The following is a 17,117-nucleotide window of genomic DNA, read 5'->3' on the forward strand; positions in this document are numbered from 1 at the left end:
CCCACCTTTCAAGAATAATTCAACAGCAGCGAATACCAGATAGGGGAGACTTCTCCATGCCCATCCGTAAATGCCAGTCATGGAACTTTTCAATCATGTAAGGATAGAGTTCCAACGTATAGTAATAGACGGGATTGGGAATTCCGATCATCTCTGAGTATAGTAAGAGTAAAAATATATCATCCTCTTCCCGTAATTCACGAGCGATTTCGGTACGATGGGGCATACGGAGGATTTCTTCGTATATCTCAATAATCCGTTTCACACGGTCCAACATGATAACACCTTCTTTTTTCATTAATTAACTCAACTTTCACACCCTGAAAATATTAAAGCAAAATCATCCTAATTAAGCGCTCCTAACCTTCGATGTTGTACCCAGCCGTTATTAATTAAAAAAGTCTTCTCAAAATGAATGAATGCTTTCATTCAACGTAAGTATCTTGCTCGGCTATTATTTTGGTGCCCTGATTACCGTTAAGTTGCCCGGCGGACGGATACTTTCCCAATTAAGTAAGATAATCATGCGTATGGGAAAATGAAACCAAGTTGTTTTCCCATTAAAGTAAGATGAATATGCGAATGGGAGAATAAAACTGATTGTTTTCCCATTAAAGTAATATGAACATGCTAACGGGAGAATAAAACCTAGTTGTTTTCCTATTAAAGTAAGATGAACATGCTAAAGGGAGAATAACCCCCAGTTGTTTTCCCGTTAAAGTAAGATGAACATGCTAATGGGAAAATAAACCCTCGTTGTTTTCCCATTAAAGTAAGATGAACATGCTAACGGGAGAATAACCCCCGGTTGTTTTCCCATAAAGCCAGATGAAACGCTAATGGGAAAATAAAACTGACAGTTGCCAGAGGAGGCGAGGCTCACCAGCCGCTCAGCAGGTGCGAAAGGTGTCGGGACTGCGGACCTCCAGATAGCCAAGGAATACATAACTGTTTCAGACTGCGAATGTTGAGTATATAGGAAAAGGGACCAAATGAATGATCCCTTTACAATTACTTATCCATCGCTTAATCGTCCGTGTTCTCTTGCTCAAATTTCCCTCTAAATACCTGTATCGCTGTTAGTGTTATCCATACGGCAAAGACGAAGATAATTGCTCCAAGGACAAAGAGTAAATTATCCGCTTTATTTCCGAACCAAATCCATTCAAAGAACACTTGTTGGAACATGGCGTACAAGGTCATGAACATGACGAAAATCATCGGGATGAGTGTAACAGCATAGTTTATGCCTCTACGCTTCAACCAAATGGAGATGAGTAGTAAACTGATCCCCGCAAGTAATTGATTTGATGTTCCAAAGAGTGGCCAGATCAAATATCCACCAGAACCAAATCCGCTCGGGCCTTGAGGAAGGATTGCTAAGGCAGCACTAGATAGAACGGCAACAGATGTTGCAACATGTTTCCTCGTAAGTGGTTGTACGTTATATTCCGCACCAATCTCCGCAATAATATACCGCATCAGTCGCACTGCTGTGTCTAACGTCGTCGCCGCGAAACTTACAACAATGATCGAAACGATCGTTACTGAAATGTGAGCGGGTATTCCGAGTCCGCCTGCAAGTACGGATGCACCTTCGACGAAATTCCCAAGCCCACCAGCATTTGCAGCACTGAAACTGGAATATGCTTCTTTAAAAGCAGCTGTATTGTTAAATAATGTTGCGACTGCAAGGATGGAGATAAGAGCTAATATACCTTCTCCAACTGCTCCTAAATAGCCAACAAACCGAGCATCCGTTTCTTTATTCAATTGCTTCGCCGATGTTCCTGATGAAACAAGACCGTGGAAACCGGAAATGGCACCACAAGCGATCGTGATGAAGAGTAATGGCAGCCACGGAGTATCCGGATTTGCATTTGTTGCTGGTGCCGTAATCGTAGGATTTGTAAATAAGAGACCGAGGTAAAGAATACCTAGGCCAACAACAAGTTGATGAGAATTAATAAAGTCCCTTGGCTGAAGGAGCATCCAAACCGGCAAAGTTGAAGCAAAGTAGACATAAATCATTAATATGACGATCCAGATCATAAACGCTGTTCCAACTGCACCTAAACCGAAGAGACCGGCTCCATTTTCACCGCCCATGTATTGGACAAGATCGATTTGCAAAAATTGGTATTCAGCAGCAAGAATTGCAGCTAAATACATTACAGCAAGGGCAATTAACGAGGGAACGAGCATTTTCGCTTTCCGCTTGTACACCGCAAAACCAATCCAGATGGCTAAAGGAATTTGAATGAATACAGGGAATACACTTGCTGGATAGGAAATAAATAGATTAGCAATCACCCAAGCAAAGACAGCATTAACCATTAGAACGAGCGTAAGAATGATAAATAAAAACAGGATTTTCCCTCGTCTACCGATTAATTTTTCCGCAATGGTCCCGATGGATTGTCCTTTATTTCGCACTGAAATTGCCAGTGTTCCGAAATCATGGACCCCTGCTGCGAAAACCGTACCAAGGATAACCCATAAAAATGCCGGAAGCCAGCCCCAATATAATGCTATTGCTGGACCTAAAATCGGGGCAGCCCCCGCTACCGAGGTGAAATGATGTCCCCATAGAATAATTTTATTTGTCGGAACATAATCGACCCCGTCATTGTACCTGTGGGCAGGTGTGACATAGTTCGGGTCAAGTTTGAAAATTCTTTCCGCCACAAATCTGGAGTAATAGCGATAACCGAGTGCCAAAATAAGCATTCCAATTATGGCTACTAAAATTGCATTCACAGCATGTCTTCCTCCTTTATCATAAGCTACTACTATATATATTTTATTGGCTATAAAACATGCGAGATAATAATTTTAATCATAAATAATTTGGAGAATATATAGAAAATCTACTCAACTTTGTTGACTTTTCTTTCTGAATAGATATATTATTAGAACAAGTGAATAAAGAAGATACATCTACTTGGAAGCGTTTGCAGATTGAGTTGTTTTGTTTCCAGGAAAATTATCCAAAGGGAGGCTACATACATGCATACGGATGTTGGGGGAATTCAAGAAATCGTAAGGGAGAGCCAGTTGGTCCAGCCGACAGAGGAGGAACAGCGGAAAACGGAGCTTGGCAACAGTGAAGCTTTTACTGCATTTTTGAAACGTTCACAAGAAGAGCCGGAAGCGTTTTGGGCGGAAGTTGCGCGAGAGTTGCACTGGTTTAAACCCTGGGAAGAAACGATGACGGGTGAATTGCCGGACTTTGAATTCTTTAAGGGCGGAATCAGTAACCCGTGTTATAACCTGCTAGACCGTCATGTTGAAAATGGCGCCGCTAATAGGACCGCTCTTATCTGGGAAGGGGAAGACGGGAAGACTAACTTTTATACGTATCAGATGCTTTTAGCTGAAGTAAGTCGTTTTGCCAATGTCCTAAAGTCTTTTGGAATTAAAAAAGGTGACCCGGTTGCGATTTATTTGCCGAATCTTGCGGAATCCTTTATTGCGATTCTAGCATGTTTCCGGCTTGGAGCAGTATATAGCACAATTTTTTCCGGTTTTTCTGAACAATCTTTACGTGACCGTCTACAAGCCTTTGAGCCAAAAGTAGTTGTAACTGCCGATGCAGCTGTCCGGCGCGGGCAAACAATTCCGCTTAAGCGTAAAGTGGACCAGGTTGTTCGGGATATTACAAGTGTTGCTGGTGTGATTGTTGTCGACCGGTTAGGAACCGAAATTGCAATGAAAAAAGGGCGAGATGTATGGTGGCATGAGGAACGTAAAAAAGTATCGCTCCATTGTGAACCGACGCCAATTGAGGCGAATGAGCCTGGAATCGTGTTTTATACGAGTGGTACAACTGGGAAGCCTAAAGGGGTAGTACACTCGGGAATGGCTTTTGTCATTCAGAATTATATTTATGCAAAATATCATATGAACCATCGTCCTGATGATGTGTTTTGGTGTACGGCGGATGTTGGCTGGCTGACGATGCATATCTGGGGTGTCGCAGGTTCCTTGGCTAATGGGGTAACGACGGTTGTTTATGACGGGGCACCAAACTATCCAAATCAGGACCGAATCTATCAAATTATTGAAAAGTACCGTGTCAATAAGCTTTTTACAGCTCCTACAGCGCTAAGGATGCTGCGGAGTCTTGGGGAGAAGACGCTTGAAGCGTATGATTTATCTTGCCTGGATGTTGTATCGCTCGTCGGGGAGCCATTTGATCCAGATACGTGGCACTGGACAAGGGATGTTTTTGGCGCTGGCAAAATATGTGTGAATAATACGTGGGGGCAAACAGAAACGGCGGGGACTCCTCTTGCAGGAGCAGCTTGGTTGACACCGATGAAACCTGGTTCTGCCGGAGTTGGCTTTCTTGGAATTGACGCGGCCGTTGTCGATGCTGCAGGTGAACCGGTTCCAGCAGGTACACTCGGAAACCTTGTCATCCGTAAGCCATTCCCGATGCTCTGCCGGACGTTATGGAAAGAACCGGAGCGTTATCATGCGACTTATTTTAGCCAAGTAAAAGGGAGTTATTATGCGAGTGATATTGCTCTAGTGGATGAGGATGGTTATTTCTGGGTTGTCGGTCGTTCCGATGATGCCTTTAATGTATCCGGCCACCGCTTGAGTACAATGGAAATTGAAAGTGCTGTACTTGAAGTTCCAGGCGTGTCGGAAGCTGCAGTAATTGGTGCGCCGGATAAAATTAAAGGGGAAGTACCGGTTGTTTTTGTGACGGTTGCAGACGGTTATGTTGGCAATGAAGAATTAAGGGAAAATATTGAAGCGAGTATTGTTAAGGGGATTGGGCAAATAGCAAGACCACGTGATGTTTTCTTTGTCGAGGCGATGCCGAAAACAGTCAGTGGTAAAATTATGCGCCGACTATTAAAAGAACTGCAAGTAAAGGGGGATGTCGCTGGGGACTTAACCGGTCTAGAGGACCCGACAGCAATCCAGCAGATCAAGAAAATAGTCACTGCAAAGAAAAACTGAACGCGGGACATTGGGGTCAGAGCATTTGTCCCACTGGGACAAACGCTCTGACCCCATGTTTCAATTATCAGAAGGTGAGTTATAGATAAAACAATTAGATACCCAGGGCTAGCCACGTCCGGCTCCAGCGCCCAGCAACTATCAAACTTCACACTCCTCCAATCGATAAGTCAACATCAACTCACTATCGTTCGCTGTGTTTCCTTTATCTCATTCCGGAGTGCTCCAGTTTGTACGTTGCTAAACGGGCGCTTACGCCTTCGAAAGGTTTCAATTATCAGAAAGTAGGTTATAGATAAAATGTAGCATTACATAGTTGGCGGTGGGTGAACGGATTGCCATTGTGGCTACAAAAAACATAAGGGGAGAGGATTTTAGATGGAAAAAGGGTTAAGAAAGCTTGGGGTCTTAGCATTTTTGTTCGGGCTAGTAGCACTGCTTGCGGCATGTGGAACGTCCGATGATGGAGATTCAGACTCCGCTACGGAAGATGGGGATTATGACTTGGAAGAAGCTTATACGGTTGTTAGTGATAATTCCTTCGTGCCCTTTGAATTCGTGGAAGACGGGGAACTTGTTGGTTTTGATATTGAATTAATTAAAGCGATTGCGGAAGAAGCAGGCTTTGCAATTGAAAATGATGAAATTGAGACGACGAACTTTGATGGAATTATCCCGGGACTACAGACCGGTCAATTTGAAATTGCAATTGCAGGGATGAGTATTACGGAAGAACGCGCAGAAGTGATTGATTTCTCCGATCCATACTATGAATCTGGGATTGCTATTGGTGTGTTATCTGATCGGGATGATATTAACGGGCTGGAAGATTTGGATGGGAAAACGGTAGCAACTCGCCTCGGAACTACTTCTGGGAACTATTTAAGAGAGCATGTTCCGGGCGCGGAAATCAATGAATATGAGCAAATGGATCAAGTTTATCTTGCAGTGGAAAATGGGAGCGCCGATGCAGTTATGTATGATCTACCGAATATTGAATATTATATTGCAACAGAAGGAAATGGCAGATTGAAGGTCGTTGGTGATCTTTATCAGGCAGAAGACTACGGGATTGGCATCACTGCGGGGAATGAAGATTTAGTTGCCGCGATTAACGATGCATTAGCTACATTAAAAGAAAACGGAACATATGATGAGATTTATAATAAATGGTTCGGTGATGCAGAAGGTGACAACGGAGAAGAGGCGGAAGAAGACTAGACAAAACATGTAAATAATAAGGCTTATCCATTCTGATAAGATAAGCCTTATTTTAATTGGAGAGGTGAAAAGATGCTGGAGCGATTGGAGCGTTTTAATTGGGCAAGTGTGATTGATTTCTTACCAAACTTAGGGACGGGGCTTTATTATACTCTATTAATCTCAGTAGTTGGACTGTTAATCGGTTTTATTTTAGGCGGGATTTTCGGCCTCGGACGGATTTCTAAGAATAAATTTTTCTATGTAGTGTCTTCCGTTTATATAGAAGTGGTGCGCGGTACTCCAGTGCTTGTGCAAGCGATTTGGGTCTTTTATGCCTTACCGCTTATTACCGGGTACAATATGGCTTCCGTAGCAGCTGGGATAGTCGTTATTTCGATTAACTCTGGTGCTTATATTGCGGAAATTGTCCGTGGGGCCGTTCAATCGATCGATAAAGGTCAGCATGAAGCAGGACGTTCCTTAGGGCTCAATCAGTCACAGACGATGCAATATATCATTTGGCCGCAAGCATTTAAACGGATGATTCCTCCCTTAGGTAACCAGTTTATCATTAGTATTAAAGACACGTCGCTATTATCTGTTATTCTAGTTCCGGAGTTGATGTTCCAGGGTAGATTAATAGCTTCAAACCATTTTAATGCCGTGGAGATATATACGACAGTAGCGGTATTTTACTTGGTGATTACATTGTCCCTTTCTTATATATTACGTTACGTTGAAAGAAGGTTGGATATCCAATGATTACGGTGAAGAATTTGCATAAATCGTTTGGAAACAATGAAGTTTTAAAGGGAATTAATTGTGAGATTGCCGAGGAAGAAGTAGTTTGTGTGATTGGACCGAGTGGGTCTGGTAAGAGTACATTTTTACGTTGCTTGAACTTACTTGAAGCTATTACGGATGGGGAAGTAATTATAGATGGAGATAACCTAGGTGATCCGAAAATAAATATTAATAAGATCCGGACAGAAGTTGGGATGGTGTTTCAGCATTTTAATCTATTCCCCCATAAATCGGTTATTGAAAATTTAATGCTTGCACCAATGAAAGTTAGAAAAATATCTAAAGCGGAGGCGAGGAAACGGGGTATGGATTTGCTTGAAAAGGTGGGACTTGCGGAGAAAGCGGAACAATATCCCTCCCAACTTTCAGGCGGTCAGCAGCAACGGGTAGCTATCGCCCGGTCCCTTGCAATGGAACCGAAACTGATGTTATTTGATGAACCGACATCAGCCCTCGACCCAGAGCTTGTTGGGGAAGTGCTTGAAGTAATGAAACGCCTCGCCATGGACGGGATGACGATGGTAGTTGTTACCCATGAGATGGGTTTTGCCCGTGAAGTGTGCGATCGGGTCTTCTTTATGGATGAAGGGGTCATTATGGAGGAAGGAAACCCTAATCAAATCTTCACCGATCCGCAAAACAAACGAACCCAAGCATTCCTGAACAAGATCCTTTAAAGAATCGGGACATCGGGGTCAGAGCATTTGTCCCACTGGGACAAACACTCTGACCCCGATTGTCCCATTTTTTAATCATCTCATGTAGAACTTCATGCATGTTATACACCTTCTCGTTTTTTTTATAAGAATTTTTGTCATAATGAAATCGATAAGAAAAGGAAGGTGATGGAAGTGCTGAAGGTGGATCAGATAACAAAGAAGTATGAAAAGAAGACTGCTTTGGCAAATATCTCATTGGAAATTCCGGCAGGTGTATGTTTTGGATTGGTCGGTCCGAACGGGGCTGGTAAATCTACTTTGTTGAAAATCATTGCCAGCGTCATTCGCAATTTTCAAGGGAAGATTCGGCTGACGAATCCACGGATGAAGATTGGTTATGTTCCCCAGGAAATAGCTCTTGAAGAAACAGTCACCGCACAGGATAATCTTGTTTTTTTCGGTAAGCTTTATGGACTTTCCGGGAAGGCATTGACGTTAAGGATAGAGGAAGTCTTGGAAGAAATCGGTCTTACGGAACGCGCGAAAGATAAAGTGACGACCTTTTCCGGTGGGATGAAGCGCAGGTTAAATATCGGCTGCGCCCTCTTGCATCAACCTGATCTCATCATTATGGATGAGCCGACGGTCGGAATTGACCCGCAGTCTCGGCGGTATATTTTTCAGATGATTGAGCGGTTGAAACAGAAGGGCGCAACGATTATTTATGCGAGTCATTATATGGAAGAGATTGAACGAATTTGTGATGAAGCTGCATTTCTCGATCACGGTAAAGTTGTGGAAAATGGCAGGATTTCAATGATTTTAGAAAAACATGGTAAACCTTCAATTTTCGTAAGTGGAAATGACTGCATGCCGTCCGGACTAGAAAGCTTCGGAATGCTTCAAGAAAAAGCAGAAAGTTATTTGCTTATTACGCGTGATCCGCTTCAGGCAATGGAATATATCGTGGAATATTGTAAGCGGAGCGGCAGTCATCCGGAACGACTGGAGCTTGCGAAACCACGTCTGGAAGATATTTTCTTTTCTTTAACAGGAAGTCAATTAAGAGAATAAAGGGAGGGGCACACCATGAACGCAATCATCAAGTTAGAATTAAAAAAGAACATTCAAGACCGGGGAATGATTTTTTGGACGCTTGTTTTACCGATTTTGTTTACCGTATTATTTATCTCGGTATTCACCTCAGGACTTAATGAAGCAGAGAGCCAGCCTGTGATACTATCCATTGTTCCTGGCTATACCGTAATGTTCGTCTTCTTTATTATGATAACGATGACAGAATCGATGATAAAGGACCAAAACAATGGTCTTGTTGCTCGGATTGCAAGCACCCCACTATCAAGTTATTTATATTTACTAGGCAAATGGGTTCCCTACATGTATATTGTTTTTATACAGATTGTTATATTGTTATTGTTTGGTAAAGTTGTTTATAACGTTCCAATTGAACAGTTGTTTTATATCATTGTTCTTGCGTTCATTTTGACATTTATGGTGACTGGGCTAGGTCTCGCGCTCGCCATTCTTGTAAAAACGACAAATATGGGGATCGCACTTACTCAGGTGCTTGCATTAGGTGGCGCCTTAATTGGGGGATTGTGGATGCCGCTTGAAATGATGCCTGAACTATTGCAGACAATCAGCAGGTTCACACCGCAATATTGGGGACACCAAGGTTTTCGCGAGGCGATGACCGGGACGCTCGCGATGGGAGATTTCTTTAAAATCTCAAGTGTGCTGCTAGGTTTCGGTATCTTGGGATTTATACTAGCGCTCATCGGTTATCCGAACTTTCTTAAACGAACAACGGGATAGGGAAAAGGGGGAGCTTCGTGAAGATCAATATCGAAATTGATGATCAATATGATGAAACTTCCATCACGATTCAGACAAATGAATGGACAGAAGAATTGGAAGAGATTGTAAAGATCTTAAGGCGGAAAAATAGAAAGCGAATATTCGGGATAGAGGATGAGCAGACGATCCTCCTTGACCCGAAAAAGATTGATTTCGTTTATGCGGAAAGACGGAAAGTGTTTGCTTGTATGGGAAAGCGCCAAGTGGAAATTCGCATGAAACTGTACGAAGTCGAGGAGTTGCTAGCTCCGCATCAGTTCATGCGCTTTTCCAAATCGGTCATCGGAAATTTAAATAGAATTGAACGGTTTGAATTAGCTTTTAACGGGAATCTATGTGTGTTTTTCCAGTCGGGAAATAAAGAATATATTACACGAAAATATGTGACGGCAGTGAAGAACAAGTTAGAGATGGGAGGCGATAACGGTGGTAATGGAAGCAATTAAAAGAAGTATGATGGGAATAGCGTTTGCAGGTATCATTTCATTAATTGTGATAACGATTCTGAAATTCACCGAGACGGAAACGACAATTTCTGAAATCTGGCTGGCTATGCTTCTATCATACGTACTCGGTATTTATTTCGGCTTATCTTCTTTCATCTTTACAGAAAATGGCTTAAGTATGCTTAAGCAAACGATAATCCACTACTGTATGTCCGTTGTCGTTTATTTCATCATCGCATTGTTCGGTGGTTGGGTACCGTTCAAATTTGTACCCATACTTGTGACAACACTCGTGTTTACTGGAGTATATTCGATATACTGGACAGCTTATTACCTCTATTTTAAAAAGGTAGAAGAGAATTTAAATAAGAGTTTACAGCGAGGCAGGGGGTCAGGTTCAGATGAGACGTGACCCTGTTTCTCCCCGCACGAACCTTAGCACATGCTTCATCTGTTGATTCTGTTGCAAGGGAAGATATGCTTGAAATGGACACCCGATATCCTGCACGCGCCGGGCTACTGTTTCGATTGTAAACTCGGACGGATTTAAATCTGTATCGACTTCATCCCAAAATAAAGGAGTGGCAACGGTACCTTCTTTTGTTAGTCTTGGGGAATAAGGAGCGATAATCGTTTTCCCTTCTCCATGCTGTACATAATCAATATATAATCTCCCGGCTCTTTTCTTTTTCATCCGCTCTGTTGTGAAATCATCTGGATAGTTTGTTGCCAATGTTTTTGCAATCGCCTCTGTAAAAATTGCTGTTTCCTCATATGTCATACTGCCTTCACGGATTGGAATATGAATCTGGAGTCCTTTATTTCCCGATGTTTTAATAAACGAATGAAGCTTCAGTTCATCAAGAAGAATCTTAATTAATTGTGCCGCTTGAACCGCCAGATGAAGGTGTTCCCTGTCTGGTGGATCAAGGTCAAAGACAATCTCACACGGAACTGTGCTGCTGCTTCTCTCAAAAGGAATATGGTATTCGATTGCCCCGTGATTAGCGAACCAGCTCAGTGTTTCCAAGTTGTCACAACTAAAGAAAGTTTCTTCCTGTTGTCGTATCGCAGTTACAAATTCCGGAGCATAGCTTGGCAGGTGTCTTTGGAAAAAACTTTCTTTATCAACCCCATCAGGTGCCCGGATAATCGTGAGCAAGCGACTATTTAAAAATGGAAGGATATAAGGGGAGACTTCCCTCATGTAGGTGAGAAGGTCTCCTTTCGTAAGCTTGGGTTCTTTCCAGAGCAGTTTGTCTGTATTGGTAAGGGTAATTTCTTTAGGAAGCATGGCTAAATCAAGCCGCATTTTCTGAAGTGTACAGGCTTCCGGTATCATCTCTGGTATAAGTTGAACAAATTCAGGTTCCCGTAATTCATTGTCATATAAATCGAGTGTGTGGACCGCCGTGCAAATCGCTGGGGGAACGGTGTAACGATTCCCAGCCTTTTTTCCATTTTCAATAAAAAATTGTTTTACCGTTGTGTAAGTTTCTGGATCTAATCCATGCTTGCATTTTCCAATACCTATTACGTTTCCGTTATGAAAAACGCCGACATTGAAATAGCCGTTTTCCGTGTCGAAAGCCGTTAAGAATGTGAAAATCTGTCGCCAATTTTTTACTTTTTTCCAATCCTGATGGTTTTTCCCGTTTTTATATTTGCTAGTTAGCCGTTTGGCGACGATACCTTCCGCCTTCGAGTCGAGCATTGTTTTTATAATTTCTTCTTTACTGTAATAAATCCTTACCGGAAAGACCCGCGCGGTATATGTTGTTAATATTTCTTCCAAAATAGCTTTTCGGAAGCTAAGTTTTTCTTCGGTATAGTTCTTTCCATTTGCTTGGAGGACATCGAACACAATAAAGTTTGCCGGGCGTGAGGCTGCTGCTTGTTTGATTTTTACATCGTTCCTCATTCTGCCGCGGATTTGAATTTCGGCAAAATTAGCCTGATAGCGGTTGTTTAACACAACAAGCTCCCCATCTAAGGTGAGTGGCAGAAACTTTTTCAAAGATGGCAGCATATCCTCAAGGCTTGCGGTAATTTCCGGAAACTTTTCGGTGAGGTTATGATTATTTTTACTCTGTAATTGAATCTGTTCATCCGTCGTTATCGAAAGAATAGCGCGGAAACCATCATATTTAATTTCATATAACCATTCATCCCCTGTAGGTACATCCTTTATGTAGATAGGTTTCATAATCATCTTTGGCACCTCCTTTCCTTAAATTATGTAATTTGCGTCATAATAAACTGCATAAATAATTTTCGACTATACAAACTAGCTGTAAAGGAGGGATTGTCAGTGCATACGATGTGGAAAGGAACAATCAGCTTCGGGTTAGTCAGTATCCCTGTGAAGATGCATGCAGCAACAGAAAATAAAGATGTGAAGCTCCGACAATTGCATAAAGAATGTCAATCACCGATCAAGTATGAGAAAGTTTGCCCGGTTTGCGATGTTGAGTTGAAGAATGAGGATATCGTAAAGGCTTATGAATATACGAAAAATAAATTTGTTGTCCTCGATGATGAGGACTTGGAAAATTTGCGAAAAGAGCAGGAAGATAAAGCGGTTGAAATTATCGATTTTGTGAGTCTCGAGGATATTGATCCGATTTATTTTGAGAAAAGTTATTATCTATCCCCGAATGAAGGGGGAGGTAAAGCTTACGGATTACTGCGAAGTGCGTTAGAAGATACAGGTAAAATCGGCATCGCGAAAATAATTATCCGCCAGAAGGAACAACTAGCTGTTATTCGAGTATATAAAAATACAATCGTAGTGGAAACGATTCATTATCCGGATGAAGTGCGGAATGTGGCAGATGTACCGAATGTACCGGAAGAAGTGAAGATTGTGAAGAAAGAATTGGATGTCGCAAAAATGCTGATTGAACAGTTGACAACGAGCTTTGATCCGGAGAAATATCAGGATGATTATCGCACAGCTTTACTTGAGTTAATTGAAGAGAGAAAAAATAATGCTGAAACAACAACTGCAAAAGAAAAGCCGTCACCGGATAATGTAACGAATTTGATGGATGCACTCCAAGCATCGCTAGATCGGGCTAAAAAAGATAAACCAAAACAAACGAAACGGAAAACCATACCGAAGAAAAAAGTTGCAACCTAAATCGGAACAGGGACAAATGCTCTGACCCCATGTCCCTGTTCCGAAGATTTAACACTTTGTTAACAAAAATTCATCAATTGTTCATCGTTCGTTCATAATACTCCTGTATATAAGCTCTCCCTTATGGTAGATTAGGATATGTGGCAAATAAAACGTTATAAACAGGGATATGAGGAAAATATAGGATAGATATGTGAATGCGCTTTCCTATTACCAAAATCTACTAATCTACTGTTTATCGTAAATATTAAGGAGGAAAAGCAATGAAGTTTAGATTTCCACTTGGTATGTTGTTAGCTGCAATCATTTTCATTTTAGTTGCAACACCAGTGTCTGCACAAATTGCAGATGGTACATATCAAGTGCCTTATGAAATGAAGGAAAAAAGCAGTGACAATACGTCCATTGCCGATGGATACTTTGTCAGCCCCGCTACCTTAACGGTGGAAAATGGTGTACAGACTATTACGTTAACGGTAACGGGCAGTAATTACATCAAATCTCTATCTACACCTGCTGGAGCAGTCTCTGTAGTAAATGAAGACACAGCTAATGAAACGAGAACGGTGAGTTTCCGAGTAGATGGAGATCTAACCGCACCCCTGAACATGGACATGCATATCGTTGTTCCAGATTTATACGATACAGTACATACGGCTCGTGCAGTTTTCAATGTCAGCGGATTACCACAAGCTGGTGCTGCAGCTAGTACAGATGCGGGCGAAACGGCCACACCTGGTGACACAAGTAGTGCAACAGATGAGGCTCCAGCAACTGACGGGGGCGAAGCAGTCGAGAATCCAAAAACTGGAGAGAATACACCGATCGGATTGTACGCAGTCCTTCTACTCGTATCCGGAGTCGCATTGATTACAATTTGGAAATTCCGACCTGCACGTAACTAATTGAACACACAAGGGAGAGTATAAAATGAGAAAATGGTTTCTTGTTTTAATTGCCGCAGTACTGGCTCTGCCGCTTTTCGGCACATCGGTGTTTGCGGAAGAGGAAGTTGTTTATGAAGATGGGGATCATGCAATAAAAGCAATTTCCCTTAAAAAAGATTCAGATGATCCATCTGGTGCAGCTGGGTTCATTAATGAAAAAGCTGTATTAAAGATAGTGGATGGAAAAGCTATCTTGGTTATTACAGTGCCACATAATGAAATGGCTGAAGTTACAGGTATTCAAATTGAAGGGACTAAAGCTACTGTAACCGAGGATGCTGCTGCAAAGTATATGGCATTTCCGCTAGAAACTATTAAAGCAGAACTCAATGCCCAAGTGCAATATGAGGTTCCGGCAATTGATATGAAAGGTGACGAACCATTCCGATTTATTTTAGAGGGTTTGCAGGAAATACCAGTTGTTGAAGAGGAACCAGAAGAACCGGAAGAAGATCCAGCTCCTGAACAACCAGAAGAGCCTGCCAAACCGGAAAATCCAGAGCCTACTAAACCTGAACAACCAACAGAACCAGAAGATGACAACGAAGCGGATCAAGAAAAAGAAAACGTTGATTCAGAGTTTGCTCCAGATGAAGCATACACGATTACGTATAAATCAGATATTCCTTTAGAACGTTATTTCCATAATCCAGCTGCGTTATTATATAAAGATGGAAAAGCATACATCCAAATTGTTGGTAATATGGGGCAATACGTTGATTATCTGACGATCAATGGTGAGAAAATTACATTAAGTGATGTAGATACTAATGATAATTATATTGCCCAGTTCGAAGTTGCTTCACTGGATGCAACATATGAACTTGGTATGTACATAGACACTCCGATAGGCCCTATGGAACATACTGCAGAGATTTCGTTTGTAGAAAAAACGAAACAGGAAGTTGACGTGAATAACTACTCTTTGTTAGCACCAGAGCAAGGTAAGAAGCCAGGAAAAGATCCAAAAGAAGATAAAGACAAAGAAAAAGCACCAAAAGAAGACAAAGATAAGAATAAAGTAACACCAACAAAACCTGAAAAACCTGCAGGTAAAGATAAAGACAACAAAAAAACACCTAAAACTAAAGCACCGAAAAAAGATGATGGATTAGTCCCAGATAAAGCATATGAGATTAATTATGTAATCAAACATGAAACAGAGGATCGCCCATCTGCTGCAGACAGTTTCTTTGTTAAACCAGCTATTCTTTTAGAAAAAGATGGTGTCTACTACTTGCAAGTCACTGTTAAAGGAAGCGAGTTTATCAACTCCATCAAAAATGAGTTTGGCGAGTTCGTTTTCGTTCGAGAAAATGTGGATGGTTCTGTTGTTTATCAGCTAAAGATTGGCGGTAAATTAACGGACGAAATTATTCTTGATATGGTACTTACCGTTCCAGGAGTTTATGAAAACCAGGAGCACACTGCAAGGCTCATACTTGATCCGGGCAGTATGAAAGCTATTGATGTAAGCAATTATCTGTTAGTTGCATCAACAAATGCAAACGGACCTGATGCTGAAAATGCGCAAGATCCGGAAGAAAATGCTGGTATAACTCCAGGAAATAACAATCCAGGAAATAATAATGATACCAAATCTGGTAATAAAAAATTAGATCCAAACACACCGGAAAAACCGCTACTAGGTGATTCCAATAATATCACGGGAAATAAGTCTGTTGATACGAACACCAACTCAAGCGGGCCTAACCCAAAAACAGGCGAAGAAACAAACATTATGTTGTACTTGCTATTATTGATTGCATCAGCAATTCCGTTAGCTGTGCAACTGAAAAAACGCTTTGCGTAGAGTGAAACTTCATTTAGAAGGGGGAGACGCAAAAGATTTGCCGGGCCGTCGTAAAGACAGCTGCCCGTGCTTAAGTCGAGCGTTCTTTTCCCCACTAAATGTTAGTTGAACCAATCGAGCCGTTACTGGCTGTTAATCTACGCAAGACGGGACATGCAGAACCTGACGAACACCAGGATCTGAATTGTCCCGACTTGTATTTTAACTCCCCAACTTTCTAGCGCCTCAGATTATTTCTCCTTCTATCCTTTATACATAATGATGCGCAATTTTTTAAAAGAGGTGTAAACAGTGAAAAATAAATTATATGTATTTTTAATGCTTTTATTTATGATTGTACTAGCTGCCTGCGGATCTGATGAATCAGCAGCGAACCCGGACGAAAGTGCAGACTCAGAAGAAGCTGCTGAAACAACAGAGGAAACAGGAACAGAGGAAGAAGCTGAACCGGCCCTGGAAACAGATGGTGACATCATTGCAACAACCGTGGCAATCGTAGAAATGATGGACGAACTGGAATTAGATCTTGTAGGGGTTCCAACATCTTATAAAGATCTCCCAGCCCGTTATGAAGGCGTTACAGAAATCGGTATGGCGATGGAGCCGGATATGGAAGTCATCCTTTCCTTAAAACCAACAGATGTGCTTACCGTAACGACATTGGCCGATTATGTGCAAGATTCCTTTGCCCAAGCAGATGTACCAGCTACATATATGAATTTAGACAGTGTGGAAAATATGTATGAAGAAATTGAAGCACTTGGTGAAAAATATAATCGTGAAGATCATGCTGCTGAACTAGTAGCTGAATTCGAAGGGAAATTAACGGAAATAGAAGCGAAAATTGAAGGATTGGAATCACCAAAAGTACTTATTCTTCTAGGTGTCCCGGGCAGTTATCTTGTCGCAACGGAAAATTCCTATGTCGGTGACTTAGTCCGCCGCGCTGGTGGAACGAACGCAATTGCCGATACCGATCTAGAGTACGTATCAGCAAATACGGAAGTTTTACAGCAGACTGATGCCGATATTATTTTACGAATGGCCCACGGTATGCCAGATGAGGTAGTGGAAATGTTCAATAAGGAATTCCAGGAAAATGATATTTGGAATCATTTTAAAGCAGTTCAGAATGACAGAGTCTATGATTTAGAAGAGACCCGTTTTGGTACAACAGCTAACTTGGCAGCTGCAGAGGCACTGGAGGAGTTAGTCGGATTTCTTTACCCGGAATTAGTAGAGTAGGGC

At 41.8% G+C, this 17,117-nt stretch carries 15 protein-coding genes; 12 read left to right on the forward strand and 3 right to left on the reverse strand.

From position 1 onward, the window contains the following. Positions 1-19 precede the first annotated feature (19 nt). On the reverse strand, positions 20-298 hold the full coding sequence (locus IEX94_RS04745) for a cory-CC-star protein (RefSeq protein WP_373290797.1): 279 nt from the start codon (positions 296-298) through the stop codon (positions 20-22). A gap of 728 nt (positions 299-1,026) precedes the next feature. Then, positions 1,027-2,760 carry a carbon starvation CstA family protein gene (locus tag IEX94_RS04750; protein WP_188856248.1) on the reverse strand — a complete coding sequence of 578 codons (1,734 nt, stop codon included), beginning with the start codon at positions 2,758-2,760 and terminating at the stop codon, positions 1,027-1,029. A 249-nt stretch (positions 2,761-3,009) separates the two neighbouring features. Here IEX94_RS04750 and acs point away from each other — a divergent pair, with 249 nt between their 5' ends. The 8 genes from acs (at position 3,010) to IEX94_RS04790 (ending at position 10,379) form a co-directional block, all read left to right on the forward strand. Continuing rightward, complete coding sequence (gene acs, locus IEX94_RS04755; RefSeq protein ID WP_188856249.1) at positions 3,010-4,977, forward strand: acetate--CoA ligase; 1,968 nt, start codon at positions 3,010-3,012, stop codon at positions 4,975-4,977. Between the two features lie 378 nt (positions 4,978-5,355). Further along, positions 5,356-6,198, forward strand: coding sequence for a transporter substrate-binding domain-containing protein (locus IEX94_RS04760; RefSeq protein ID WP_188856250.1), 843 nt, complete (start codon positions 5,356-5,358; stop codon positions 6,196-6,198). A gap of 72 nt (positions 6,199-6,270) precedes the next feature. Then, a complete protein-coding gene (locus IEX94_RS04765) occupies positions 6,271-6,942 on the forward strand; it encodes an amino acid ABC transporter permease (RefSeq protein ID WP_188856251.1) in 672 nt (223 codons plus the stop codon). Further along, positions 6,939-7,661, forward strand: coding sequence for an amino acid ABC transporter ATP-binding protein (locus IEX94_RS04770; RefSeq protein ID WP_188856252.1), 723 nt, complete (start codon positions 6,939-6,941; stop codon positions 7,659-7,661). The genes IEX94_RS04765 and IEX94_RS04770 overlap by 4 nt, the downstream gene beginning before the upstream one ends. 174 nt (positions 7,662-7,835) lie before the next feature. Further along, positions 7,836-8,717, forward strand: a complete 882-nt coding sequence (locus tag IEX94_RS04775) for an ABC transporter ATP-binding protein (protein WP_188856253.1) — start codon at positions 7,836-7,838, stop codon at positions 8,715-8,717. A 15-nt stretch (positions 8,718-8,732) separates the two neighbouring features. Continuing rightward, positions 8,733-9,479, forward strand: coding sequence for an ABC transporter permease (locus tag IEX94_RS04780; RefSeq protein ID WP_188856254.1), 747 nt, complete (start codon positions 8,733-8,735; stop codon positions 9,477-9,479). 17 nt (positions 9,480-9,496) lie between these two features. Continuing rightward, the gene (locus IEX94_RS04785) at positions 9,497-9,967 is read left to right on the forward strand and encodes a LytTR family DNA-binding domain-containing protein (protein WP_188856255.1); all 471 of its coding nucleotides are present in this window, start codon (positions 9,497-9,499) and stop codon (positions 9,965-9,967) included. Then, positions 9,954-10,379 carry a DUF3021 domain-containing protein gene (locus tag IEX94_RS04790; RefSeq protein ID WP_229782580.1) on the forward strand — a complete coding sequence of 142 codons (426 nt, stop codon included), beginning with the start codon at positions 9,954-9,956 and terminating at the stop codon, positions 10,377-10,379. Before IEX94_RS04785 ends, IEX94_RS04790 begins: the two co-directional genes overlap by 14 nt. Here IEX94_RS04790 and IEX94_RS04795 read toward each other — a convergent pair. Then, a complete protein-coding gene (locus IEX94_RS04795; protein WP_229782568.1) occupies positions 10,365-12,179 on the reverse strand; it encodes a DNA ligase D in 1,815 nt (604 codons plus the stop codon). The genes IEX94_RS04790 and IEX94_RS04795 overlap by 15 nt on opposite strands. A gap of 99 nt (positions 12,180-12,278) precedes the next feature. Here IEX94_RS04795 and ku point away from each other — a divergent pair, with 99 nt between their 5' ends. From ku to isdE, 4 genes are all read left to right on the forward strand, one after another. Continuing rightward, the gene (ku, locus tag IEX94_RS04800; protein WP_188856257.1) at positions 12,279-13,109 is read left to right on the forward strand and encodes a non-homologous end joining protein Ku; all 831 of its coding nucleotides are present in this window, start codon (positions 12,279-12,281) and stop codon (positions 13,107-13,109) included. Positions 13,110-13,372: 263 nt separating this feature from the next. Next, on the forward strand, positions 13,373-14,014 hold the full coding sequence (locus IEX94_RS04805) for an NEAT domain-containing protein (RefSeq protein WP_188856335.1): 642 nt from the start codon (positions 13,373-13,375) through the stop codon (positions 14,012-14,014). A 25-nt stretch (positions 14,015-14,039) separates the two neighbouring features. Next, positions 14,040-15,869, forward strand: a complete 1,830-nt coding sequence (locus IEX94_RS04810; RefSeq protein WP_188856258.1) for an NEAT domain-containing protein — start codon at positions 14,040-14,042, stop codon at positions 15,867-15,869. Between the two features lie 291 nt (positions 15,870-16,160). Continuing rightward, positions 16,161-17,114 (forward strand): heme ABC transporter substrate-binding protein IsdE, encoded by a 954-nt coding sequence (gene isdE / locus IEX94_RS04815; RefSeq protein WP_268239577.1) that lies wholly within the window; start codon positions 16,161-16,163, stop codon positions 17,112-17,114. The last annotated feature ends 3 nt before the right edge of the window (positions 17,115-17,117 follow it).

It is taken from the genome of Oceanobacillus indicireducens (assembly GCF_014647195.1).
Taxonomy (GTDB): Bacteria; Bacillota; Bacilli; order Bacillales; family Amphibacillaceae; genus Oceanobacillus; species Oceanobacillus indicireducens.

Bases quoted from the DNA above. Each gene is read 5' to 3' on its own strand.
- IEX94_RS04760 (WP_188856250.1), top strand. From the start codon at position 5,356: ATGGAAAAAGGGTTAAGAAAGCTTGGGGTCTTAGCATTTTTGTTCGGG.
- acs (WP_188856249.1), top strand. From the start codon at position 3,010: ATGCATACGGATGTTGGGGGAATTCAAGAAATCGTAAGGGAGAGCCAG.
- IEX94_RS04805 (WP_188856335.1), top strand. From the start codon at position 13,373: ATGAAGTTTAGATTTCCACTTGGTATGTTGTTAGCTGCAATCATTTTC.
- IEX94_RS04810 (WP_188856258.1), top strand. From the start codon at position 14,040: ATGAGAAAATGGTTTCTTGTTTTAATTGCCGCAGTACTGGCTCTGCCG.
- IEX94_RS04780 (WP_188856254.1), top strand. From the start codon at position 8,733: ATGAACGCAATCATCAAGTTAGAATTAAAAAAGAACATTCAAGACCGG.
- IEX94_RS04770 (WP_188856252.1), top strand. From the start codon at position 6,939: ATGATTACGGTGAAGAATTTGCATAAATCGTTTGGAAACAATGAAGTT.
- IEX94_RS04795 (WP_229782568.1), bottom strand. From the start codon at position 12,179: ATGATTATGAAACCTATCTACATAAAGGATGTACCTACAGGGGATGAA.
- IEX94_RS04790 (WP_229782580.1), top strand. From the start codon at position 9,954: ATGGAAGCAATTAAAAGAAGTATGATGGGAATAGCGTTTGCAGGTATC.
- IEX94_RS04745 (WP_373290797.1), bottom strand. From the start codon at position 298: ATGAAAAAAGAAGGTGTTATCATGTTGGACCGTGTGAAACGGATTATT.
- IEX94_RS04765 (WP_188856251.1), top strand. From the start codon at position 6,271: ATGCTGGAGCGATTGGAGCGTTTTAATTGGGCAAGTGTGATTGATTTC.